Here is a 19,393-nt window from a genome sequence, read left to right as displayed (position 1 = left end):
GCCATCCTTCGGTTGTTGCCTTGTACCCTATGCGCCTCAAAGGCCACGACTCCCAAAGAGGCGCCGGGGCGCGATTTGGCGGAGACTTCATCATCGCCGCGATGTCCGGACGTAAGACCCGGTGAACAGTCGGCGCGGCTGCGAACTGGCCGCAAAAAGTTTGCGCACCAACAGTGACGATGAGACCTCGACAGAAGCGTGCTCGCCGGACGAGAGACCGGAATCGGTCAAGGACCCGGACCGCACTATGAACAGCGGCGCGAGCTTCCAAGTGATGGCCTTGGCATGACCGGCGGTGAGCGCGCCGGGCGCATCGCCGCCGCGCCACAAAGGGCGAAGCTTCGCAACATAGGCCCGGGTTTCTGCCGGCAGCGGGAGGCCCTTCAAGGAGGCTTCGTAGCGCCCCGGCCCCGCATTGTAGGCGGCCAGGAAGCCCGGTGAACCGTATCGATCATAGAGCTCGCGAAGATAGGCGGTGCCGGCAAGGATGTTGGCGTGCGGATCGTAGGGATCGCGGCCCAGTTGGTGACGAAGACGCAGTTCGGCCCAGGTTGCGGGCATGATCTGCATCAGACCCACTGCACCCTTGCGCGACACGGCGCGTGGGTCGCGGGCGCTCTCGATGTGCATGACTGCCCGTATCCAGAGCTCAGGAATACGGAAGCGATGCGACGCCTCGGCGATATGGGTGGCATATGGATCGTCCGCAGGCATACGTGGCCCCGGGGCGCTCTGTGCGACGGCCTCCGTCATCGCGTGACAAAAAATCAGCATGCCAGCGATAAGCCGACGTGCTTGCCTCCGACCAGGCAACCAACTGACGGGGCGGCTTACGTGCGCATAGTTCGGCGCCGATGGCGCACTCATCGAGCACGCTCCGGCCGCGATTTCGGCCGGATCCAGCGCAGCGACCAGGAACCGTCATCGGAGCGGAAGAGACCGGCGCGGAAGCGTCGACCAAACAGCGGATCCTCCAGTCGGCAGGACAGATAGTCGCCAGCCGTCTGCCCGTTTTCCTTCCAGGCCGCGCCGACCTCGGGGCCGCTGCCATCGCCGATGTGGATGCGAAAATCCGGCGCATTGCCGTTGGACGTCCTGATCGGGACAAGCACCAGCTCGACGTCCACAAGCAGCGTTCGAATGCGTCCGGAGTAACCCGATTCCGTTTCCTGGAAGACGCCGATCTCGGCCATGGACAATCTCCTTCCTCTTGTTGGCTGGGCTGAATTTCAGTTCGCGGGAGCAAGCCAGGTGTAATGGCCATCGCCCCTCTCGTCGGTCCAAAGCGGCATCGCGCGCCCAACGATCGAGTCCATCGGGAACGGGCCGAAATAGCGGCCGTCGAGACTGTCCTGGACATTCCGGTTCATGACGAAGATTTCGGCGGCGACAATGGTGCGGCAGCCCTGCCAGTCAGGCAGCGCGCGTCCTTTGCGATCGCGCTCCAGCGCGGTGCCAACGGCAAGCCCGTTCACCGTGACGACGCGGCCGACGCGACAGACTTCCTGTCCAGGAAGCCCTTCGATGTGCTTCAGCATTGGCACACCGAGCGGAAGGTAGCCGCGTTCGCCGGCGAACCGAGCGACGGTCTCCGGCGGTTCGATGACGGCGAGCGCGCCAGCCGTAGGGACGGCCATTTTCCTGAGTGAATAGAGCCCGATCGGCGCGCTGGCCGACGCGTTCCATAGCAGCAGCGGCGGCATTTCCACAGCAGCTGGAGCGACGATCGCGGCAACGGCCGCAAGCGTCACGGCCATGCAAGCGGCGCGGCTCATGAAGTCGCTCGCTTGCGCAACAGAAAGGCCCGGTGCTGCTCGAGCGAATAGGCGCGCGGCGTTCCGCCGGCAACCAGCCGGTTGTGGGTCTGACGCCAATAGTCAGGGGCGGCATCGACCGGATCGAGGCCGATCGCCTCGATTGCATCGATCAGTTGAAGAACCCGCTCAACCTTGTCCCAGCCTGCGATCTTGAGCAGGATCTCGGCGCCTGGCCGGATGTAAGGCAGCGTCTGATAGGGTTCAACGGGCAAGACGGCGCGCACGATGTCGATGCGCGAAACGATGGTGCCAAAGTCATTCGCCGCCCAGCGGACGAACGCAAAAACGCTGCCCGGCGCAAATCCCACGACGCGACGCCGCGTGTCGATGATCGTCTGATCGGCAGGGCGTCCGAAGCGGATGCGGTGCTCGATCCGTTTCTCGATCCAGATCAACTCCACCGTCGTGAGGCCGGTGCGCGGCGTCGATTGAGGAGGCCGCGTCATGCGTCGCCTCCACCGCGTCGGCCGACAAATCGCGGCTTCTGCTCCCCGCCGTCGATGCGCGGCTGCTCCGCAAGAATGTTAGATTGAGAGTTAGACTCCAAGTTAAGAGCGCGATTTTTCGTTTCGGGTCCGTTCCTTAAGGCCGATTGCGGTTCCCGAAAGCACGAGGAAGCGGTTCCCGATGGCACGATAGTTCGGGTTCCCGATGGCACGATCCTATCAACAGGCGTCGGCGCCGGTTCGAAAGCCAACAACACGCGGCCGCTGGCTTCGACCTCGGTGAACAGCAGATATCCCGGCAAAGGCTGACGACGCACGATGTCACGCAGCTCGAAGGCGAAGCGCTTGAGTGGCGAGAGACTGCCGGATTTCCGATGCAGGTGGCTGATGTCGAAACGCCAGCCGGCGCGCTGGCGCCCGCCATGCTTTCGCACCAGGCGATAGAGCCAACGCTCCAGGCCGCCGGTCAGCCCGAAATAGGCCCGGTCTATCGTCAGGATCAGCGTGTCGTCCATGACGGCGCGATAGAACCAATCAGGCAGGATCATTTCGACGCCAAGCGGGCGGCCGTTTCGACCCGAACGTTCCTGCCATTCATTGATCCACGAGAAGCGATGACGCCGTCCCTCGGCGGGTTGGCGGATGGAGGTGACGACGCTTGTCGACTGCAGGCGGTCGAGCGCCGCCTTGAGGCGCAGGTAGTCTCGCTTGGAGACGCCGCGGCCGATGAAGGTAAGCATCTCGTATGGCGTCGCGGCCATCAGGCGGGATGTGCGCAATCCGGCGTCCCGCGCGCTGACGATCTGGCTAGCGGCCCAGATCAGAATATCGGCATCCCAGATCGTCGCCATGCCGTGATCGGGCATCGCTTCGACACGGATCGCGATATCGCCGGCGTGAAAGTCGATCGGTGCGATGCGCCTGGATTTGGCGAGGGAGAAGAAGGGATAGGCCATGAGGTCCTGCGCATCGCGTGGCGCGACGACGCCCGGCAGAGCCTGGAACAGGTCGAGCTGTTCGCGCTCCAATGGTGGGCGTAGTCGTGCCGACAAGGGGGAAATCAGCGGGCTCAGCGCCTTTCGCGCCCGGCATAAGGGATCAGGCGGGCGGCCTGAGGCTTGGCGGGCAGCACCGACCCATGCGGATCGGACGTCGATGTCATCGCGCCGCGCTGAACCCAGAGCTGGAGGTCATCGACGGCGTAGACCACGCGGCCGCCAAGTTTGCGATAGGCAGGCCCGGTGCCGTAGGTGCGATGTTTCTCAAGCGTGCGCGCCGAGAGACTGAGGAAATGCGCGGCTTCCGAAGTGCGCAGGTAGCGCGGCGGCAGTGGCGCGGCGTCGGCGTTCATGAGGTTTCTCCTTCCGGCCGTTGCGGTTGAACGGCGATCGATGGCCAGGATGGAGGAGCAAGGGCACGATGATCAGGTGCGCAATTGAGGGGCACTATTTCGCACCGCTGAGAGACCTTAGGCGGTGGCTCGGGCGCGTGCGTCGATCGGAGGTATCGCGCATCAAGCCGCGCACCCGGTAACCGGAACCTCGGTCAGATACCGGCGCCGCGGAACGTTTCCGCGCCATCAGGAGACGCCCCGCCCGGTGCCGGGCGGGGCGTCTTCCAGGTCACTCGCTATTGCGGCGGTTGGGTCGGGACCAGATGAGGCTGTGGCCCTCGCCTTCCTCGTCGGCGAAGAGGTTGGCGTAGATGGGAGCGGTGAAGCTCGGATCGTCTAGCTTGAGCCCGAGATAATCGCGGCCCTCGTTGGAGCGCTTGGACCAGGCGGCGCCGATCTCGGCCTTGCCGACCACCACGCGGTGGCTTGGAGCGTTCTCGCCGCTGGCCCGGGTGTCGGGGACGATGCGCACGCCCTTGGCCTGGACGCTGAGGGTGACGATCTCGCCGGTGAACTCGTTCGCATTGGTCTTCTTGAAGCTGCCGATGGTAGCCATTTTCAGTCTCCGTTCTTGTTTCCGAGCCCGCACCATGCGGCCTCGATGGCGATCGTGAGGCCGGAGGCGACCGCTGCCGCATCGCTTGCGACCGCAGCAAAGCGCAGGATGGCGCAGGCGCGCGTTTCTTGGTTGCGCGAGGAATGGGCTTCGCCCAGGGGAAGAAACGCGCGTCGCGCCATTGCGGCATAGGCGATCAAGGCTTCCGCCGTCCTTCGGCCAGATCAGCCCGTCCGAGAGGTCGTTTGGTGCCCGCCGTGAAATGGAAGACGGGACGATGCGATCATCTGCGGGTAAATGACCTGATGTGGACCATTTCGCCGGTGCTGATGTCACCAGGGCCTGACATGTGCTGCATCAGAGCCTGATCCATCTGGCGATCGCGCATGGGATCGGCCTCGGCTTCGCGTGATGACTGGTAATGCCGTTGCTGGATGCTATCGAAGCTGGTCCAGACACGCGCTCCAAGTACCGGCTTTTGCTATTGAGCGGCCGTATATTGCGGACGTCTCGTTGCGGCCGATAACGGAACGTCCTCTTCGGACAATTAGGCTAGGTCCCCGGCATCGACGGCAGTTGTAATCCTGTTTGCAGGTCGGGTCATTTGACTCGTTGGTGGCGGGGGGCGGTAAACCCGTGCAGGTTCTGCATGAGCCTTCAGTCCGGCGCCCGTTGCGACCATTGGCCTCCTCCCGGAACGCAAGGCAGTTCCTTCCGTTGGATGAATTGGCGTTGGCAGCTGCCGACGTCAATCGACCAGGCAACAGGAGGAATTTCACAATGATCCGCAAGATACTAGCTGCGGCCGCGACGGCAGCTCTCATGTCGACGGCGCTCTGCACGGCGGGTGCTCACGCCGCAAATCCCAGCAACCCCGCTACCCAGACGGAGGTTGTTGCCGCGGTCACCGATGGCAAGCTCGTCTCCAAGATCATGGGAGCCGCGGTCTATGACAGTACCGCCGACGACGCGACGAAGATAGGCGATGTCAATGACATCGTCCTGGACAAGGACGGGAACGCCAAGCTCGTCGTCATTGGCGTCGGCGGATTCCTTGGCGTGGGGGAAAAGAACGTAGCCTATGATTTCAGCAAGCTTCAATGGGTCAACAAGAAGGGCGATCGCTGGTTAGTCGCAAAGACGACGAAGGATGAGCTCAAAGCTCAACCCAATTTTGATACGAAGGCTTATGATACCGCGGCAGCACCCACGGCGCAGACGACTAACGGCCAAGCGGCTAACGGCAAAACCGATACGACTTCGACAGCCTCGATCGACAAGTCGTCCCTGACCGAAATGCCGTCAGACAAAATCAGTGCGGCAAATCTGATCGGAACCAACGTCTATGGCGCAGATGATGCGAAGGTCGGCGAGATCGGCGACGTCATCCTGACTGGTGACAAGAAGGTCGACGCAATAATCGTTGATGTAGGCGGCTTTCTGGGCATTGGCGAAAAGAAGGTCGCGGTCGCTATGGAGAACCTCAAGTTCATGACCGACAAGAACGGCAACCGTTACCTCTACACGAACTTCACCAAGGACCAGTTGGAGGCGCAGACTGCCTACGACAAGGCCACTTACGCCCAAAACCGGGACAAGCAGCGCATCATCGTCAACAAGTAAAAAATCATCGCGCAGCGCTCGCCCGTGTGGCGGGCGCTTCGACTGGAAAACGCAGGAGCGGACTTGAAACTAGCCGACGAGGTCCGTCATAGCTCTGAAGATATCAGCGACCTGGTCCTGTCCGATGTCGTGTCTGCACTTCATCGACGAGTTAAGGTCAGCCACGAGTTCGATATTCCCTACATTGCTGGGTACAGCACGGATGCAAGGACGATTTACATCGACCGACATCTGCCGCGCACCATCAGGTGGAGAGGCAAGGACGTGCGGCTCGAACCATTTCTGGTGTGCCACGAAATTGTTGAAAAAGCTCTCTTGGACGAGTTGCGGCTTCATTATCTGCACGCCCACCAAATTGCCTCGCGCATCGAAAGAGATGCGGTGAGAGGGGCTGGCCTGACCTGGCGGCACTACCAAAGCGTCATCAAGGGGCACGAGAAAGCGATCGATGAAGAACAGCTTCAGTGCGTGCCAGGGGAGTTAGATCTCACGCCTTACAAGGACCTGAAGGATTACCCATTGCTCCGACGGCTGGTCGAAGCATCGCAGTAGCTCGTTGCGCGGGATGGTCCAAGGCACACAGACAGCGGAGATTGAAGCAGGCACACTGTCAAATTTTCTCGCCATTGGAACTTCCCGACGCACTGCTGGTTCGCCTGCATAGGGACGACTGAGGCCCATTCCGACCTGTGCATTCTGCAGGCAGAGCGCCTCGCCAACAGGAGACGGCCATGAAACATCAGACACTGGAAGAACTACATGAGGTCGCGGAAGTCGAAGTATCCTTTCCGGCTATGACGCGAGGGCAGCGTTTGGAACATTGGGCCATGCTGCTCGAGCGAAATCCCGAGCGGCGCCTCGCCGCTTTCCCTGGGACGGAATACATGACCTTGGACGTGCGTGACAAGGCGCGGTCCCTGGACTCCGCGCTCAGCGTCGCTTTCGCTGATCCGATATTGCGCGCGCAAGGATTGAAGAACGATACCTATGGCGAAGCGAAACGCTTTTTCGAGCTTACGGATTGGCAGTTGCACGCTATCGTCTGCCATTGCCATGTCGGCGGGACCATGAAAGCCGGATGGGCTGCCGTTCAAGTTCGGTCTGCCATCGGCATGGAAGGGAAGCTTTTCAGCAGACTACGTGAAGCGATTGCTCATTGGCCGGTATTTCGCATTTTGACCCATGCGAGGGAGTAACGTCTCCTCGGAAAGCTGAAAAGGCAGCGTGCGAAAAGTCCAGCAGATGCATTTGGGGCTAACATCGCTAATTATGAGAATACGGGCGAGTGTCGCCCGTATTCTTTTTGCATCCGGTGGCCGCGATCACTCTCCTCAAAGGTAAACCGACCAACGGTGTCCACCGAGGTTCGGCACTAGGTGCGATCAGTCGGCCTGATTTTTCAGCAATTCCTGATTTTCACCAACCTATGTGAAGTTCATAAGAAAGCTCAAGGGGGCCTAACCGGCTCTTCACCATAATGACAACGGCTTCGGAACCTTCATGATCGCAGCGGACTTCTCGGCTTCATCATGAATTCGAATGAAGGGGCCCTTGCATGAAAGTCACCGCAGCAGGAATCGACCGCATCAAGATCGGCAATGCGGACGCAAGCGGCCAGGGCGCGCATTTCGTCGTCTGGCTTTATCTTCAGGTTGATGAAGGCGGCACACAGACCGGCCAGGAACTGGTGGTATCGGTGCCATATGATGCGCGGATGACATTCGATGAACTCGCCACCCAGGCTTTCGAGAAGGCGCACGCCATGCTTCGCGCCTGCTGTGAGATCGATGAGACCATGTGGTGGAAGCAGTTCAACCGCAGCCTGGCGCCGCTGCCCGAATGGACGCCCGGCGCTCAATAGTTGGTCGGCGGCGAACCAGGCGTGGGGACTGACAGGACGCCGAACCCTAGCAATGCGGATGGGGATCCACTTCGCATCGGGTGCTTCAGGCGCATGACGAACCTCCAGCATGTCACCCGGGATGTCCGCGTTTGGGCAGAAGCTAAGTTTATCTCAATGGCCGAGATGAAGGCGCAAAGCTCCCGTTCACTTCAGAATCGTATGCCTGGGCCTGCAGGCAACGCGTGGACCAGGCGGCGCCGGAGCGGTCTCACGAATGAGGCCGTCGCGCACGAAGCAATTGGCGATAGCCGCGCTCGACCATCTTCAAGCCGTCGCGCACTAAGCGAAGCGTCTGATACCGAAAAGCCGAGTCGTGCCAGTCGGCGGTGCTGAGCAGTCGCCGACCGAACAAGGCGATCGCGACTTCAAAATGGGATGCATGCTCTTCCCGGCCATCGAGGCATCGCAGCATGTGGCCAAGGCGCCGGCGCTGCGCCGCGGTCAAGCGGGCGTCGGGAAGGTGCTGCCTGTGAGCAATTGTGAATGCGCTCGAGAAGGCTGGAATTGAAGTACTGCCCGACAATGGAATTCTGTTGCGAAAGAGCAGTTGATCGCGGCTTCACCGCTGAAACCCGGTATCAGGCGCCGAAGCCGTCCGGCCGAAGCCGAACGGGCTGGCTACCTGTTACTCGCCGTTGCGGCGGTTGGGGCGGGACCAGATGAGGCTGTGGCCCTCGCCTTCCTCGTCGGCGAAGAGGTTGGCGTAGATGGGAGCGGTGAAGCTCGGGTCGTCGAGCTTGAGCCCGAGATAATCGCGGCCCTCGTTGGAGCGCTTGGACCAGGCGGCGCCGATCTCGGCCTTGCCGACCACGACACGGTGGCTTGGAGCGTTCTCGCCGCTGGCCCGGGTGTCGGGGACGATGCGCACGCTCTTGGCCTGGACGCTGAGGGTGACGATCTCGCCGGTGAACTCGTTCGCATTGGTCTTCTTGAAGCTGCCGATGGTAGCCATTTTCAGTCTCCGTTCTCGTTTCCGAGCCCGCACCATGCGGCCTCGATGGCGATCATGAGGCCGGAGGCGACCGCTGCCGCATCGCTTGCGACCGCAGCAAAGCGCAGGACGGCGCAGGCGCGCGTTTCTTGGTTGCGCGAGGAATGGCTTCGCCCAGAGGAAGAAACGCGCGACGCGCCATTGCGGCATAGGCTGTCGAGACTTCAGCCGTCCTTCGGCCAGATCAGTCCGTTCGAGAGGTCGTTGGTGCCCGCCGTGAAATGGAGAGACGGGGACGATTGGATCATCTGCGCCGAAAGGATGATGTGGGACCGTTTCGCCGTGCAGATGTTACCGGGGCCCGACATGTGCAGCATCAGAGCCTGGATCCATCTGGCGCTCGCGGATGGGATCGGCCTCGGCTTCGCGTGATGACCGGTAATGCCGTTGCTGGATGCTATCGAAGCTGGTCCAGACACGCGCTCCAAATACCGGCTTTTGCTATTGAGCGCCCCTGTATAGCGGACATGTCATATGGGGCCGACGCCAGACGGTCTCGCCTTGCTGGTGGCCTTGAGAAAGCGGACCGGCTTATTGCCTGGCTCATGGCTTGCGGCTTCTCCGGCGGAGGAGACGGACGGCTCCAACGTTCTCCAGGTGAAGCCACCGAACATGCTCAATCATTTACTTCGAAAGCCATGTGCAGACCCAAGTTGGCCTTCGACTGCAGTTCCTGGAAGCGACGGCCGGCCAAACGATGTCGGAACTTTCTTGGGGCGAAGTGGTTAGTTTTCTTTGGGGGCAATGGGACGTGCGTTCACTTGAAAATCGAAAACCACGAATCCTCGTGATCGAGGACGACCTCTTCATCGCAATGGATCTCGAGTACATGGTCGGCGAGTGCGGCTGCGTGCCTGTCGGGCCGGTCTCCAACGTCGAGGCAGGGCTGTTGGCAGTGCGGCAGAACAACCTTGACGGCGCGGTCCTCGACGTGAACCTCGGCGATGAGCGCGTCTGGCCGGTCGCCGATCTGCTTCACGAGCATGGCGTTCCTTTCATCCTCGCGACCGGTTATTCCAGGGTGGAAGTGCCCGAGCGCTTCAAAGAGTGCCAGGTTCTGCACAAACCGCTGACGGAGGCCGCTCTCTTTGCTGCGCTCGACGCGCTCGGTCTCGCGCGGCGATGAGAGGGCCTCAGCGATTTTTATCGCGATCCATCAACATGGCCTTCGCAGGCGCGACTATAACGCAGCGGTAGCCAGCGGAGGGAAACTCATGCTGGCAGGTGCCACGAAGTTCGTGCTGGGTAGACCGCGAGACGAAGTTGAGGCCGAAACCATTGCTCTTCGGCGGCGCAACGGGCGGCCCGCCACTTTCCGCCCATTCGATCCTCAGCTCGTCGCCGTCGGTCGTGACCCGAGTCCAGTTCAGCGAAACGCGTCCCGCCCCGGTGGACCACGCGCCGTACTTCGACGCGTTCGTGGCGAGCTCATGCAGGATCACCCCGAGCCCGACCACGACCTGAGGCTTCAGGTGGACCTCGGGTCCTTGGAGGCTCAGCCCGTCGAGCCCCTCGCCCACGAAGGGGGACAGGACGGCGCCGACAAGGTCATGCAGCCTGGCGCCCTTCCAGTCGCCGCGCGAGAGGATGTCGTGCGACGCGGCCATCGCGTGTAGCTGGCCTGTGAGCACCTTGTATATCTCATCCTTCGTCTCTGTGTGTTGGGCCGCCTGACGGATCATGGACTGCACACTGGCCAGATTGTTCTTCACCCGATGGTTCAGCTCGGACACCATGTCCGAGAGCCGCTCTTCAGACCGCTTGCGCGCGGTGATGTCGATGAATGTGAGAACAGCACCCTGAATCACGTCGTTCTCGTCGCGATAGGGCAGCATGCGCATGATGAGCGTCTGGGGCTCGCCGTTTTGCGCCTCGACCTCCTTCTCAATCTGCTCCCCACTGCGGATGACTTCCGCCACCTGCTCCTTCAGGGATCCGAGCTCGACGCGGCCGGCGAGTTCGTCCAGCGGCCGCCCCATGTCGTGGTCGCGCAGCCGGAAGAGCGGCTTGGCGGGCGGGGTGAAGTTGCGGATGCGAAACTCCGCATCGAGAAAGAGCATCGCTATACGGGTGTTGGAGAAAAGGTTTTTCAGGTCGCTGTTGGCGCGGCTCTGCTCCTCGACCCGCGTCGAAAGTTCATTGTTGACCGTGCGAAGCTCCTCATTGATCGATTGCAGTTCCTCCTTTGAGGTTTCCAGTTCCTCGTTCGAGGACTGCAGTTCTTCGTTTACCGACGAGAGTTCTTCGTTAGAGGCGCGAAGTTCCTCGTTCGAGGTTTCCAACTCCTCCAGCGTGCTCTGCAGCCGTTCCTTCGTCGTCTGAAGCTCCAGCTCCAGTGCACGCACGAGTTCCTCGTCGCCTCCTCGCTGCCTTGCCCGCTCGGTGGTCTGCGCCATCGCGGCGGCTCCCGCCTGAAAGACGACGAGACAACGGCGTTCGCTCGCGTCGGCCCCGGTCAGCGGCTCCACGATCAGCGTGAGGTAACGGCGCTCGTCGTCATGGCCCACGATTAGATCGTCGCGCACGAACCGCTCGCCCGAGGTCAGCACCTTCGCGACGGCCGCCTTGATGTCCACGGCCAGTTCGGTGCGCGCCATCGCGGCCAGGTTCGCCTTCGGCCGGCCGCGCGGCAGCTCGAGGAAACCGCCGGTGCCCGTCGAAGCATCGAGGATCTCGAAATCGCCATCGACGATAACATAGGCTGGCGTATAGCGCTCAAGCAGTTTTTGCGCAGTGCGGAATGCCGGATCGGTTACGGCAGGTTTCGTGGCCGCATCCTGCCGTTGCATCTCCTGACGATTCTTGCCGTCACCGCCGGCGATAGGAAATTCGGGCAGCCGCGCGGTCTCGCCCATCCGGCGGAAGATACGGTGCTTCCGGTCGAATTCACCGAAGAGCTTGTCATGCCCCGCGTTCTCGGCAGGGCCGAGGAACAGGAAGCCACCGGGCCGGAGCGCGTAATGGAACACCGGCATCAGCCGCTCCTGCAATCCCGGGTTCATGTAGATCAGCACATTCCGGCATGAGAGCAGGTCGATGCGCGAGAACGGTGGATCGCGCAGCAGGTTGTGCTGGGCGAACAGGCACATCTCGCGCAATAGCGGACGGATGGTGTAGTGGCCATCCTCCTTCTCGAAGAACCGCTCCAGCCGCTCCTCGTTGACATCGGCGGCGATGCTGTGCGGATAGCGGCCGATACGGGCGAAATGCAGGGCGGCCTCGTCGATATCGCTGCCGAAGATTTTCACCTCCGGCGGGCTCTCCATCCGCGCCCGGGCCTCCTGAAACAGGATCGCCAAGCTGTAGGCCTCCTCGCCTGTGGCGCAACCCGCAACCCAGACGCGCACCTCGTCGTCCTCGGTCTTTTTCTCCATGATCGGGCCGAGTACCTTCGCGGCCAGCGCCGCGAACAAGTCGGTATCGCGGAAAAACTGGGTGACCCCGATCAGCAGATCGCGGAACAGGCGCTCGGGCTCCCGGCGGTCGTTGCGCATCAGGTCGACGTAAGCGGACAGCGTGTCGATGCCCTGCATCTGCATTCGCCGGCGGATGCGCCGGTCGATCGTGCTCGACTTGTAGTCGGTGAAATCATGACCGGTGGCGCGGCGAAGCACATCACAGATCTCGCGCCTTTCGCCATCTTCGACCTCGACATCGCGCGTGATGGGCTTGCGCCGTACGAGGAAGTCGGCGAAGAGCCCGGGCATGTCGGCGACGTCGGCCTCGCGATCGACGAGGCCAGTGCGCGTGGCGCTCAGCAGCATGCTGTCGTATTCGGCCGTCTGAAGTGTCTGGGTCAGCGTCAGCCCGCCCGCCTCCTTCACCGCCTTGAGGCCGAGAGTCCCGTCTGTGCCCGCCCCTGACAGAAGCGCGCAGCCGCTATGCTCCCCCTGGTCCTCAGCGAGCGAGACAAGGAAGGCGTCGATGCTGGTGCGCCGCGCGAGCGGGTCGCCGTCCTGCGCTGGCCGCAGCACGCCCTCTCGGATCGTCATCACTTGCCCCGGCGCGATCAGATAGATCCTGTCAGCTTCGATGCGCGTGTCGTGCGTAACCTCCTCCACTGGTAAGTCTGCCTTGCGCGCAAGAATGCTCGCGAGTTCGCTCGGCCGATCCGGCGCCATGTGCTGGATAAGCACCCAGGCGATGCCGCTGTCCGCCGGTATGTTGCTGACAAGGTTCTGCAGAGCGGCCACGCCTCCGGCCGATGATCCGATCCCCACGATGGGGGGCGTGTTGTTCGTCGCTTTCCCTTCAGCGTTATCGTCGGCAGGCCTGTCGCCGTCCTTGAGGAGTGCCCCTGCCATGTTCTTGCCGTCCTTGTTGGCGTCGTTTCTAGCCTATAGATGTTTCCCTTCGGCTGCGACCCCCCGGCCCGACAGCGGCTGTCGGCCAGCACCTCGTGCACGGACGGGGTTTCCGCGGCGAAGGCTGTCTCCCGGACCGGGAAACAGTCGCCCCGCGGGCGGCCTGGCCAAACTCCTGGCAATAAGTGGACAAGGCGGCGGGGGGAAGCCTCAGGAGCGGCGCCGTCGCGCGCGAAGCAATTGGCGATGGCCGCGCTCGACCATCTTCAGGCCGTCGCGCACGAGACGATGCGTCTGATATCGAAAAGCCGAGTCGTGCCAGTCGGCGGTGCGCCGCAGTCAACCGCGCGTCGGGAACGTGTTGCCTGTGGATCGAGCCGATGAACCGCTCGATGACCTGCAGCCGGTCGTGTGCCACCGTCGAACGGAATGATGGCGGTAAGCGGTTCGCTTGGCTTGGCTTCGCCAAAAAGCGCCAGTTGCATGCCGCCCGACCGCATATGAAGGCCGACCTAGTGACGCCGGCTTAGGTCCAGCGGTATGTCGAAGGCGCTGTCCTCCCGCGTTCTCTCGCTACAATCAAGCGATCCTAGGCGAGCTTGCGCAATCACCGGCAGGAGACGCCTCACCCGGTACCGGGCGAGGCGTCTACCGATTCACTCGCCGTTGCGGCGGTTGGGGCGGGACCAGATGAGGCTATGGCCCTCGCCTTCCTCGTCGGCGAAGAGGTTGGCGTAGATGGGAGCGGTGAAGCTCGGGTCGTCGAGCTTGAGCCCGAGATAATCGCGGCCCTCGTTGGAGCGCTTGGACCAGGCGGCGCCGATCTCGGCCTTGCCGACCACGACACGGTGGCTTGGAGCGTTCTCGCCGCTGGCCCGGGTGTCGGGGACGATGCGCACGCCCTTGGCCTGGACGCTGAGGGTGACGATCTCGCCGGTGAACTCGTTCGCATTGGTCTTCTTGAAGCTGCCGATGGTAGCCATTTTCAGTCTCCGTTCTCGTTTCCGAGCCCGCACCATGCGGCCTCGATGGCGATCGTGAGCCCGGAGGCGACCGCTGCCGCATCGCTTGCGACCGCAGCACAGCGCAGGACGGCGCAGGCGCGCGTTTCTTGGTTTCGCGAGGAATGGGCTTCGCCCAGGGGAAGAAACCCGCGTCGCGCCATTGCGGCATAGGCGGTCGAGGCTTCAGCCGTCCTTCGGCCAGATCAGCCCGTTCGAGAGGTCGTCGGTGCGCACTGAAAAATGCATCACGGAGACGATAGCGTCATCTGCGACGAAAAGAGATGATGTGGACCGTCTCGCCGGTGCTGATGTTGCCGCGGCCTGACATGTGCTGCATCAGAGCCTGGATCCATCTGGCGATCGCGGACGGGATCGGGATTCGCCTTCGCGTGCACGACCGGATAATGCTGACTGCTCTCGAAGCTGGTCCAGACACGCGCTCCAATGGCGGCCTTTGCGCTGGAGCGGCCGTATGCTGCGGACGTCTCACTTGGGCCGACAGCGGACCGGCAGTCTGCAGAGGGACAGTGAGGATCAGTCATGGATGAGCGGGCTTGCTATCTCGAAAGCACTTACAACCAGCTTGGGCGAGCCTTGCTGCGCTCCAGATTGTCACTCGTAAACGCCACTCGCCGCAATGAGGCGCACCAGCTCCGCCTGCCGCCGCGTCTCCGTCTTTTCGAACACGTGCTGCAGGTGGGTGCGCACCGTGGTCAGGCTGATGCCGAGCTCGTCTGCGGCCGCCTGAAGTCCTTCGCCGCGGGCGACTGCAATGGCCACGGCGGCCTCGGCCGGGGTCAGCCGATAGAGATTGCGCACCTGGGCCTGCATGGTCCGCGGCGCGCTGTCCGGATCGGCCACGAACACGATTGCGGCGGGGCGGCCGGTCACGAACCAAGTCGACTCGATCTTCAGCGGCGCCACCAACACGCTCAGCGGTCGCCGCGGCGCCGGCCGCGCCAGCGCCATCACGCCGCCCGCGGTGTCCGACCGCTCCGCAGCCGCGACGATCAACCGTTGAAATTGCGCGGCATCCGAGCGCCTGGTTGCGCGCAGCGCCGATTTCTCTGTCTTGATTCCATCGGCTTCACTGAGCAGCGCTTCGGCCGTTCGGTTGGCGAACAGGATCTCGCCGCTTGCCGCCACGATCAGCACGCCTTGGGCGATGCGGTCGAGCGCCTCGACATTGGCACTCCTGGCGATCTCCGAACGCGAGAGGCGCAATCCCACGCTCGCCGCGCGAACCAGATGCGGCCCGACGCGGCGCAGCCGCTCGAGATGCTCGGGCTCGAACTCGCCGGCTGTCCTGGCGCGTCCGCAGGTGAACACGACGCGCATGTCCGGTTCGTTGGCCAGCACGACCCCGATCGGGTGGCACATGTCGCCGGGTCGGCAGAAGTCGTTATAGAACTCGGAGCGCTGGTAGACTTCGCGCGGCACGAGGTCCCACACCGGAATCAACGCGCCGGCGCGCAGCTTGGCGATACGCGGCAGGAACACATTGGTCTTGTGGTAATACTGTGCGTAGGTGAGGTCCGCCTCGGGCGGCATGCGCACCGAACTCGCTTCGCTGCGCAACGTCCTTGCGTTCTGGAACGTCAGCTTGGTGGCAGCGCCTTCGAGGAAATCCGACAGCGTCTCGAGAACCTGCGGCCAGCGGCCGGGTTCGACCGCCGCATCGTAGATCTGCCCGACCATGCCGTCGAAGTCGTGCATGCGTGCCGGATTCACCGCTCCCTCACCTGAAGGGATCTGCAGTTTGCCGGAAGCCGGCTTCACTGACAACCATTCCCCGGCGCATCTCGTATGTTCATACGAGGCGACCGCCTGAGGCCAGCGTGTAGCTATCGTGACGCCATCAAGCTTCACTCCAACCCCATGTGGCGAAGATGCAAATGCGGGCAGCACCTGGCACTCAGACCGATTGGAACGGTACGCACTACGAAACGCTTCTGACGGCGCGCGAGACCGGCGGCAAGCTCGGGGCATTTGCATCCGATGCTGGTCCGGGCGACGGACCGCCACGCCATCGCCATCTCGAGGCCGACGAAATATTCGTCATTCTCCAAGGGCGGCTGCGCTTCTGGCGCGCCGGGGAAATTTCCGAGCGTACCACCGGGGCAGTGTTCTACATTCCCGCTGGCGTCGAGCACACATTCGTCGTCGTTGAGCGTGCGCGATGGATCGCCATCCTGTCCCCGGGTGGTCTCGAGAGCTTTTTCCCGGCGGTTGCCGCGCAGGGACTGGAAATTCCGCGCGACCTTGTGGCAATCAAGGCCGTCGCGGCCCAGTTCGATATGGAGATTACCGGGCCACCCCTCACGATCGCTGGGCCATAACCGCACTGGGCGTGTCACCGCATTTGGCTTCATCGGATCGCGAGGCAGCACCGGTCGAGATTATTGCCCGAAGACGGTGATGCCTGAGTTCGATCGTTGGCTCACGCTGCTTCGGGTCAGACTTGCAACGAACGAGCCCTGCCCTGGCGCTCTCCGCTTAGCTGAGCAGCAGAGCTGACCTCAACGGCCGCAAGGCAGCGCAAAAACGCTATTCAGTTCAGGATGGTAACCCTGGACTTGCACACACCGCATTAAGTGAACCTGGCGTCAGGCCCCCTTCAGGAATGACGCCGTCGCGCACGTAGCAGTTGGCGATAGCCGCGCTCGACCATCTTCAGGCCGTCGCGAACTAAGCGATACGTCTGGTACCGAAAAGCCGAGTCGTGCCAGTCGGCGGCGCTGACCAGCCGTCGGCCGAACAAAGCGGTCGCAACTTCAAAATGGGATGCCTGCTCTTCCCGCCCATCGAGGCATCGCAGCATGTGGACAAGGCGCCGGCGCCGGCCCGCGGTCAAGCGGGCGTCGGGAAGGTGCTGCCTGTGGATCGAGCGGATGAACCGCTCGATGGCTTGCAGCCGGTCGTGCGCCATTTCGTCCAGCGGTATGATGGCGGCGAGCGGTTCGTCTGGCTTCGTGTCGCCAAGAAGTGCCAGTTGCATACCCCCCGGCGACGAACGCACGTGAAGGCCGACCTCGTCATGCCGGCCCGCCGCGGCCAGCTGGACGTCGGAGGCGCTGCCTTGACCCGTGCGCAGGCCCCGCGGAAGCGCGACAAGGTTGACGACCCCAGGGTTGATCTGAGGCGCCCAATAGACGGGTTGCTCCACCGCGGACTGGTCAGGCCGGGCGGCGAAACTGCAAACCCCAGCGTTTGCGTAATGCGCGCATCGCCTGAGCCGAGCGTGAGGTCGCGAAGTCCTGCTGATATTGCGGATTGCGTCGCAGGAATTCCCAGGCAATCTCATCGGCGGTTGCGCCTTTGACGAATGCATATGCCTGTGGGTCACGCCACTGCGATGTATCCGGCTTCATCCGCATCCTTCCCTTCTCGAGAATTTGATAGGGGGACGCGGCGTTAAGCGAAATCCTTGGATTCCGTCATTGACGAATGGACGAGGAGGGAACCCGGCGACGAGCGATCAGGCCCGGGGGCCTAGCGAGGCCTATTGGCTTGCGCCGCCCTGCAGTATTTTGAATGTGTTCGTCCAGCTGCGATAGGCCTCGTCATCGCCTTGGCTCCACGCACCGAATGCGCGCCAGGCCGCGAAGGATGATGCGGACAGCTCGAACAGCGAGCCGATCGATTGGTCGCCGGCGGGCCAGCCGGCCGGCTGGTCGCTTGTCGCTTCATGCGTGAGCCGCCGCAAATCGGCCAAGGCCGAGCGGATCTGCGGCAGCGGAAATTCGAAGATGTCGGTGTTGTCAGTCGCCTCTCGAAGGATGACCGCGAGCTTGGCGATCACGCCTGTCAACGATTGAGCAGGCGTCGAAGCAAGCTCAGCCAGCAAGGCGTCGGCCTTCTCGGCATCATGCTGTTCCCGGGGATCGAGACCGTCGCAGTCGGCGCTAGCCCCATCCCCGCGCCCAATAACTGCGCCGGTGGGCAAGAGCGCGCCGCGCTCCAGGACTCTCTCCTCCTCCTGCTGCTGCCGGACGCAGGAAGCCAGCATCGCAACATGGGCGTCGATCCAGGCAAGGGACAGGAGAAGTGCGGGATCGGGTGACAACGGGGCTTCGGCTGAAGGGACGGTACGGTCGTTGGTCAACGGAGACCGCGTCTCCCGTCCAAGCGTGACGGAAGGCAAAGTCGTGGTATTGTCGGAATCAGCCATGATCCGAGCTCCCACACAGCTTGGCTTTGGTCAGGTCGAAAAGGGTGTTCGCGCACCCTCTTCGACCGCTAGTTCGGTCAGGGATAATATACAAATTGATTGACGTCAATCATAATGTTGGCAACAGGGCTGCGAATTTCAGCCCCGAACAGTGTCGCGGCGCGCGTGCAATGTTGGGATGGAGCCAAGATGATTTGGCCCGTGCGGCAAACGTCGCACGGCAGACAATCGCTGATTTCGAACGCCGGGCGCGGATTCCGATCGCAAACAATATATTAGCGATTGTGGATGCGCTCGAGAAGGCTGGAATTGAAGTACTGCCCGACAATGGAATTCTGTTGCGAAAGAGCAGTTGATCGCGGCTTCACCGCTGAAACCCGGTATCAGGCGCCGAAGCCGTCCGGCCGAAGCCGAACGGGCTGGCTACCTGTTACTCGCCGTTGCGGCGGTTGGGGCGGGACCAGATGAGGCTGTGGCCCTCGCCTTCCTCGTCGGCGAAGAGGTTGGCGTAGATGGGAGCGGTGAAGCTCGGGTCGTCGAGCTTGAGCCCGAGATAATCGCGGCCCTCGTTGGAGCGCTTGGACCAGGCGGCGCCGATCTCGGCCTTGCCGACCACGACACGGTGGCTTGGAGCGTTCTCGCCGCTGGCCCGGGTGTCGGGGACGATGCGCACGCCCTTGGCCTGGACGCTGAGGGTGACGATCTCGCCGGTGAACTCGTTCGCATTGGTCTTCTTGAAGCTGCCGATGGTAGCCATTTTCAGTCTCCGTTCTCGTTTCCGAGCCCGCACCATGCGGCCTTGTGGTGCTGACGCGGCAGGCGTGATGGCTGCCGCAAGCTACGAGGCTCGCGCCTTCGGCGGTCGCTCCGCGATGCCTTTCATCACGGCAATGGCCGGGGCCGGACGATCGCGCTTTGGGTCAAATTTGCCGATTGCCACCAGACCACGCGCAGTCGCACCGTTTCGGTGCCAATCGAGTTCTCTGATTCAAATGTTTCGCAGCCGATCTCCTGGGGTCGGTGTTTTCCGGTACAGAAGGCAATCCGGCTCTTGGGTGTCAGGCTTTCGTCGCTAGTCGATGTGTTGCCGCCGGAACAACGGCAACTTCGGTTCGAACTTTAGGATGGCCGCGAGAAGGAAATCGGCCGCCCGGATCTGTCGATCAGCCAGAGCGGGAATCGGTT

General features: G+C 62.5%; 26 protein-coding genes. 8 read left to right on the top strand and 18 right to left on the bottom strand.

The window, feature by feature from the left end; all coding sequences use genetic code 11:
• Positions 1-90 precede the first annotated feature (90 nt).
• The 8 genes from LB529_RS22585 to LB529_RS22550 form a co-directional block, all read right to left on the bottom strand.
• On the bottom strand, positions 91-867 hold the full coding sequence (locus LB529_RS22585) for a lytic transglycosylase domain-containing protein (protein WP_411962571.1): 777 nt from the start codon (positions 865-867) through the stop codon (positions 91-93).
• Positions 864-1,193, bottom strand: a complete 330-nt coding sequence (locus LB529_RS22580) for a DUF736 domain-containing protein (protein WP_224638790.1) — start codon at positions 1,191-1,193, stop codon at positions 864-866. Before LB529_RS22580 ends, LB529_RS22585 begins: the two co-directional genes overlap by 4 nt.
• A gap of 36 nt (positions 1,194-1,229) precedes the next feature.
• Positions 1,230-1,775 (bottom strand): S26 family signal peptidase, encoded by a 546-nt coding sequence (locus tag LB529_RS22575; RefSeq protein ID WP_224532296.1) that lies wholly within the window; start codon positions 1,773-1,775, stop codon positions 1,230-1,232.
• Positions 1,772-2,263 carry a DUF2840 domain-containing protein gene (locus tag LB529_RS22570; RefSeq protein WP_224532295.1) on the bottom strand — a complete coding sequence of 164 codons (492 nt, stop codon included), beginning with the start codon at positions 2,261-2,263 and terminating at the stop codon, positions 1,772-1,774. The genes LB529_RS22575 and LB529_RS22570 overlap by 4 nt, the downstream gene beginning before the upstream one ends.
• Positions 2,260-3,315: a replication initiator protein A gene (locus LB529_RS22565; RefSeq protein WP_224638792.1), complete on the bottom strand. Its 1,056-nt coding sequence runs from the start codon at positions 3,313-3,315 to the stop codon at positions 2,260-2,262. The genes LB529_RS22570 and LB529_RS22565 overlap by 4 nt, the downstream gene beginning before the upstream one ends.
• 17 nt (positions 3,316-3,332) lie before the next feature.
• Entirely contained in the window at positions 3,333-3,614 is a 282-nt protein-coding gene (locus tag LB529_RS22560; protein ID WP_041002472.1) for a helix-turn-helix transcriptional regulator, read from the bottom strand.
• Positions 3,615-3,885: 271 nt separating this feature from the next.
• Positions 3,886-4,212, bottom strand: coding sequence for a DUF736 domain-containing protein (locus LB529_RS22555; protein ID WP_224560579.1), 327 nt, complete (start codon positions 4,210-4,212; stop codon positions 3,886-3,888).
• Positions 4,213-4,214: 2 nt separating this feature from the next.
• Positions 4,215-4,412 (bottom strand): hypothetical protein, encoded by a 198-nt coding sequence (locus LB529_RS22550; RefSeq protein ID WP_224532373.1) that lies wholly within the window; start codon positions 4,410-4,412, stop codon positions 4,215-4,217.
• A 580-nt stretch (positions 4,413-4,992) separates the two neighbouring features.
• Here LB529_RS22550 and LB529_RS22545 point away from each other — a divergent pair.
• The 4 genes from LB529_RS22545 (at position 4,993) to LB529_RS22530 (ending at position 7,696) form a co-directional block, all read left to right on the top strand.
• On the top strand, positions 4,993-5,835 hold the full coding sequence (locus LB529_RS22545) for a PRC-barrel domain-containing protein (protein ID WP_318011914.1): 843 nt from the start codon (positions 4,993-4,995) through the stop codon (positions 5,833-5,835).
• Positions 5,836-5,898: 63 nt separating this feature from the next.
• Positions 5,899-6,387: a hypothetical protein gene (locus tag LB529_RS22540; protein ID WP_224532374.1), complete on the top strand. Its 489-nt coding sequence runs from the start codon at positions 5,899-5,901 to the stop codon at positions 6,385-6,387.
• 179 nt (positions 6,388-6,566) lie between these two features.
• Entirely contained in the window at positions 6,567-7,031 is a 465-nt protein-coding gene (locus tag LB529_RS22535; protein WP_140848042.1) for a hypothetical protein, read from the top strand.
• A gap of 359 nt (positions 7,032-7,390) precedes the next feature.
• The gene (locus LB529_RS22530) at positions 7,391-7,696 is read left to right on the top strand and encodes a hypothetical protein (RefSeq protein WP_224532376.1); all 306 of its coding nucleotides are present in this window, start codon (positions 7,391-7,393) and stop codon (positions 7,694-7,696) included.
• A 250-nt stretch (positions 7,697-7,946) separates the two neighbouring features.
• Here LB529_RS22530 and LB529_RS22525 read toward each other — a convergent pair whose 3' ends face one another.
• Positions 7,947-8,261, bottom strand: coding sequence for a DUF2285 domain-containing protein (locus LB529_RS22525; protein ID WP_224638793.1), 315 nt, complete (start codon positions 8,259-8,261; stop codon positions 7,947-7,949).
• Between the two features lie 102 nt (positions 8,262-8,363).
• Positions 8,364-8,690, bottom strand: coding sequence for a DUF736 domain-containing protein (locus LB529_RS22520; RefSeq protein ID WP_224638795.1), 327 nt, complete (start codon positions 8,688-8,690; stop codon positions 8,364-8,366).
• A 679-nt stretch (positions 8,691-9,369) separates the two neighbouring features.
• Between LB529_RS22520 and LB529_RS22515 the strand changes: the two genes are divergently transcribed.
• Positions 9,370-9,855: a response regulator gene (locus LB529_RS22515; RefSeq protein ID WP_224532377.1), complete on the top strand. Its 486-nt coding sequence runs from the start codon at positions 9,370-9,372 to the stop codon at positions 9,853-9,855.
• A 7-nt stretch (positions 9,856-9,862) separates the two neighbouring features.
• Here the strand turns inward: LB529_RS22515 and LB529_RS22510 are convergent, their stop codons facing one another.
• The 4 genes from LB529_RS22510 to LB529_RS29145 form a co-directional block, all read right to left on the bottom strand.
• Positions 9,863-13,033 carry a CheR family methyltransferase gene (locus LB529_RS22510; protein WP_224608088.1) on the bottom strand — a complete coding sequence of 1,057 codons (3,171 nt, stop codon included), beginning with the start codon at positions 13,031-13,033 and terminating at the stop codon, positions 9,863-9,865.
• A 210-nt stretch (positions 13,034-13,243) separates the two neighbouring features.
• On the bottom strand, positions 13,244-13,372 hold the full coding sequence (locus LB529_RS22505) for a DNA -binding domain-containing protein (protein ID WP_224608191.1): 129 nt from the start codon (positions 13,370-13,372) through the stop codon (positions 13,244-13,246).
• Positions 13,373-13,689: 317 nt separating this feature from the next.
• Complete coding sequence (locus LB529_RS22500; RefSeq protein ID WP_224608085.1) at positions 13,690-14,016, bottom strand: DUF736 domain-containing protein; 327 nt, start codon at positions 14,014-14,016, stop codon at positions 13,690-13,692.
• Positions 14,017-14,649: 633 nt separating this feature from the next.
• The gene (locus tag LB529_RS29145; RefSeq protein WP_224712362.1) at positions 14,650-15,816 is read right to left on the bottom strand and encodes a helix-turn-helix transcriptional regulator; all 1,167 of its coding nucleotides are present in this window, start codon (positions 15,814-15,816) and stop codon (positions 14,650-14,652) included.
• Positions 15,817-15,926: 110 nt separating this feature from the next.
• Here LB529_RS29145 and LB529_RS22490 point away from each other — a divergent pair, with 110 nt between their 5' ends.
• Positions 15,927-16,376, top strand: a complete 450-nt coding sequence (locus LB529_RS22490) for a cupin domain-containing protein (protein ID WP_224608094.1) — start codon at positions 15,927-15,929, stop codon at positions 16,374-16,376.
• Positions 16,377-16,654: 278 nt separating this feature from the next.
• Here the strand turns inward: LB529_RS22490 and LB529_RS22485 are convergent, their stop codons facing one another.
• From LB529_RS22485 to LB529_RS22475, 3 genes are all read right to left on the bottom strand, one after another.
• Positions 16,655-17,035 (bottom strand): DUF2285 domain-containing protein, encoded by a 381-nt coding sequence (locus LB529_RS22485; protein WP_224608097.1) that lies wholly within the window; start codon positions 17,033-17,035, stop codon positions 16,655-16,657.
• A 178-nt stretch (positions 17,036-17,213) separates the two neighbouring features.
• Complete coding sequence (locus LB529_RS22480) at positions 17,214-17,408, bottom strand: transcriptional regulator domain-containing protein (RefSeq protein ID WP_224544569.1); 195 nt, start codon at positions 17,406-17,408, stop codon at positions 17,214-17,216.
• A gap of 131 nt (positions 17,409-17,539) precedes the next feature.
• On the bottom strand, positions 17,540-18,208 hold the full coding sequence (locus LB529_RS22475; RefSeq protein WP_224638799.1) for a hypothetical protein: 669 nt from the start codon (positions 18,206-18,208) through the stop codon (positions 17,540-17,542).
• Between the two features lie 95 nt (positions 18,209-18,303).
• On the opposite strand from LB529_RS22475, the gene LB529_RS22470 reads away from it, so the two are divergent.
• A complete protein-coding gene (locus tag LB529_RS22470; protein WP_224638814.1) occupies positions 18,304-18,564 on the top strand; it encodes a helix-turn-helix transcriptional regulator in 261 nt (86 codons plus the stop codon).
• A 74-nt stretch (positions 18,565-18,638) separates the two neighbouring features.
• Here LB529_RS22470 and LB529_RS22465 read toward each other — a convergent pair whose 3' ends face one another.
• On the bottom strand, positions 18,639-18,965 hold the full coding sequence (locus LB529_RS22465) for a DUF736 domain-containing protein (RefSeq protein WP_224608085.1): 327 nt from the start codon (positions 18,963-18,965) through the stop codon (positions 18,639-18,641).
• A 150-nt stretch (positions 18,966-19,115) separates the two neighbouring features.
• On the opposite strand from LB529_RS22465, the gene LB529_RS29235 reads away from it, so the two are divergent.
• Entirely contained in the window at positions 19,116-19,331 is a 216-nt protein-coding gene (locus LB529_RS29235; RefSeq protein ID WP_411962572.1) for a hypothetical protein, read from the top strand.
• Positions 19,332-19,393: the final 62 nt, after the last annotated feature.

Source organism: Mesorhizobium sp. CA5, from assembly GCF_020165105.1.
GTDB lineage: Bacteria > Pseudomonadota > Alphaproteobacteria > Rhizobiales > Rhizobiaceae > Mesorhizobium.
This window is presented reverse-complemented; position numbering and strand designations above follow the sequence as displayed.